The sequence below is a fragment of the Marinobacter sp. MBR-99 genome (assembly GCF_040547575.1).
Classification (GTDB): domain Bacteria; phylum Pseudomonadota; class Gammaproteobacteria; order Pseudomonadales; family Oleiphilaceae; genus Marinobacter.
The window spans coordinates 1-3089 of the sequence record NZ_JBEPPY010000044.1 but is presented as its reverse complement, the minus strand read 5'-3'; the positions used below and the strand labels follow the sequence as shown (position 1 = coordinate 3089).

The window sequence follows — 3089 nt, the reverse complement described above, 5'->3', positions numbered from 1 at the left end:
CACAAATAAAGGGAAAATAGTGTCTGAATCTTCGATTTTTTGCCGTTTAAACCCAAGATGGGCAAATATCAGCAGTTATTCAGACCTTCCCTAGCGTTATCAAGCACATTGCCCAAGATCTCATTAAAATCACGCTCATCAATTGGCCAGACAAGCTCTCTGGGTAATGTTTCTTGAAGATGGATCTGTTTGTAAGGATAAATTCGACTGACTACGTCCACCAGTGCCAGAGCTCTCTCAATGATTGGTGTCGCCTTTCCAATGTACTGACCGGACATTTCGGTTTTTCTCATTTGAGTGTCGATCAGCTCGTGCATTTCAGACAGTTGAGACTTAATTTGACTCGCGAGTGTGGTGGGAATGGCTTCGTCATTGATCATGGAGTTTATGACGGCAAGGGGGTTTTTTAAGCTATGAGAAATATCTGCGGCTAGGTGGCGTGAACGGGTAAGTTTTTTGTCGTACGACTCTAATAGACGATTAAGATGTTTGACAAGTTCATCGAATTCTTCAGGTACGCCCTCATCCAGTCTATTACGCTCACCCTTTTTAAGCGAAGTTAATTGGGCGCTCATCATTTTTAAAGGTTTTAGTGCGATAGTTACACCAATAAATATGATCATTGATATCGTAACGAGAATTGTAAAAGATATGATCCATATAAGAACGTGGATTTTGTCAAGTGTGTTTGGGGAGTAGGAACTTCTTTCAATTATAGTAACGCTTAGTTTATTTTGTCTGTTATTAAATATTTTGTAGTAGCCAAGGATTGATCGACCATCATCCGATATGTGAAAAATTCCAGGCTTTCTGAACGATTCTACCACCTGTAATTTCGGTTTAATGTTCTCGCTTGTAAAACTCCGACCTTGACTGTCTTCGATGTGGACAGAATATTGAGACAATGAAAAATTTCTGAGAGAGGATTTTGTAATTTCTTCTTTATCATTTGTTAGTATCTTTGAGAGCTGGTTAGCTGCAGCCTGTAGCTGCTGTCTGTGAAGCTCGTCATGGATATAGTCGATTAAAAGGGTGTGCGAGAAGAATATTAGCCCGGTACACGCGAAACCCGTTAGTGTCAGGAAAGTAAGCAGTTTCCGTTTTATTGAAGGGCGTTGTTGTTTTCTGGACATGTTGTCTGCCAAGCAGGTGGTTAGAATTTGTTATCGACTAAATCTAGCCCGGATTTCTCATGACGGGATAAAAGAAAGCGGCTGAAAGTGCTATAGTTTCAGGACCTTACACCGTTCACCAAGCACCAAAAGCCGCTATCCAAAATGGTACCTGAAAAACTGACCTTCTCGCCACTGTCTCGCCGTCAAATTGAAGCCGATTTCTCCGGTGGTCACATCACCTCCGATGCCGGACTGCTTTTGCTTCGGGAAGTCGACAATCAACACCAGCTCACTCAGCGCCTGGCTACGGTGCTGGACGATGCCCGTAATCCCGTGCTGGTTCGTCACAAGCTTCAAACCATGGTCCGGCAGCGGGTCTTTGGCGTGGCTGCCGGGTACGAAGACCTCAACGATCACGAAACGTTACGCTGACCAGGCACTTCAGACCGCGACTGGCGAAGAGGCCATTCTGGCGGGCAAATCAACACTGTGCCGAATGGAGCAGCGCGTAGACCGGCAGGCCGTGGTCAAGGCCCACGAACTGCTGTGGCATCACTTCATTGAACAGCACGAGACTCCACCCAAGGAAATTGTGCTGGACTTCGATGGCACTGATATTCCAGTGCATGGCGACCAGCCCGGCAAGTTCTTTAACGCCTACTACGATCACCATTGTTTCTTCCCGCTGTACGTGTTCTGCGGCCGTCACCTGTTGGTGAGCTACCTGCGCACCAGCAATCGAAGCGACAGCCGCCACAGCTGGGCCATTCTGGCCCTGCTGGTGAAGTTCATCCGGCAGTACTGGCCGGATACCCGCATCGTGTTCCGGGGTGACAGCGGCTTCTATCGCCCCCGATTGCTGAGCTGGTGCGACCGGAATAACGTGGATTACCTTGTGGGCATCAGCAAAAACAGCCGGCTGCTCAAGGAGGTGGACGTACCCTCGATGCTGGTTCGCAGGGCTCACGGGGAGTTGGGAGAAAAAGTCTCTGCCACCTACCGGTTCCAGTACCAGGCCCGAACCTGGAAACACCCCCGCTGGGTGATCGCGCGTCTGGAGGAGGGCGAACTGGGTGCCAACCCCAGGTTCATTATCAGCTCCCGTTACGACGACGGCGTTAAACTCTACTACGAGCAATACTGTGCCCGGGGTGACATGGAAAACCGGATCAAGGATCAGCAGTTGTGTCTGTTCGCAGATCGCACCTCCAGCACGCGGTGGTGGACCAATCAGTGGCGGCTGCTTCTGTCGGGCTTTGCCTACACGTTGTTCGAGCGATTACGCGCTCACCTGAAGAAAACGCCCTTCGAGCGCATGAGCGCCAGTAACCTGCGGCTGAAGCTGATCAAGGTGGGCGCGGTCATCATTCGCAACACTCGGCGCATACGGGTGTTGATGAGTGATGCCTATCCTTACAAAGACGAACTCTCTGACCTGGTACGCCGTCTGGTTCCGGGATAGAAGCCCGGGCTCCCCCGGCCCGACGCAATGGGGGAAAGGGGGCCGTGTGTCCGGACAACGGGAATTGATCACTTATTGGGCAGGCATGGCCGAAACCGACCGGCCATAGCGGTAACCAGTTCAGTCTGCGAGACTTGCCGGGGACCTATGAGAAATCCGGGTTAGCCTCATTGAGAAGCGCTACAAAGAGTTTTTAGCGACTCATATCTGAACTGTTTTTCCGAATTCAAACTCATTTCAAAGTTTGCACTTATTATCTCGATCTTTTCCTGCCTCGTCATAGGCGCCTTACACCTATGATTTTTGGCTATTAATCGCTTCGGGAGAAAGTCGATGAAGGCAAGCAAGCACTCGCCTCGGGCGTTGCTGTGTTCAGTACTATTGTCCATTCCTCTGTTCGGTCAAGCTGAGACTGTTGTAAGCGCCGCTAAATCGACCCTCTTGCCCTAATCGTATTGAGCCACTTTTTTCAAAGCCGGCAACTCAACGTTCCAGGGCAGCAGTGTTTCCAG

At 49.7% G+C, this 3089-nt stretch carries 1 protein-coding gene and 1 pseudogene; one reads left to right on the top strand and one right to left on the bottom strand.

Annotated features, from left to right (window positions below; translation table 11 throughout):
• Nucleotides 1–68 precede the first annotated feature (68 nt).
• Nucleotides 69–1133 (bottom strand): sensor histidine kinase, encoded by a 1065-nt coding sequence (locus tag ABIE59_RS19820; protein WP_354449523.1) that lies wholly within the window; start codon nucleotides 1131–1133, stop codon nucleotides 69–71.
• 144 nt (nucleotides 1134–1277) lie between these two features.
• On the opposite strand from ABIE59_RS19820, the pseudogene ABIE59_RS19815 reads away from it, so the two are divergent.
• A pseudogene (locus ABIE59_RS19815) lies at nucleotides 1278–2577 on the top strand (IS1380-like element ISMaq4 family transposase).
• Nucleotides 2578–3089 lie beyond the last annotated feature (512 nt).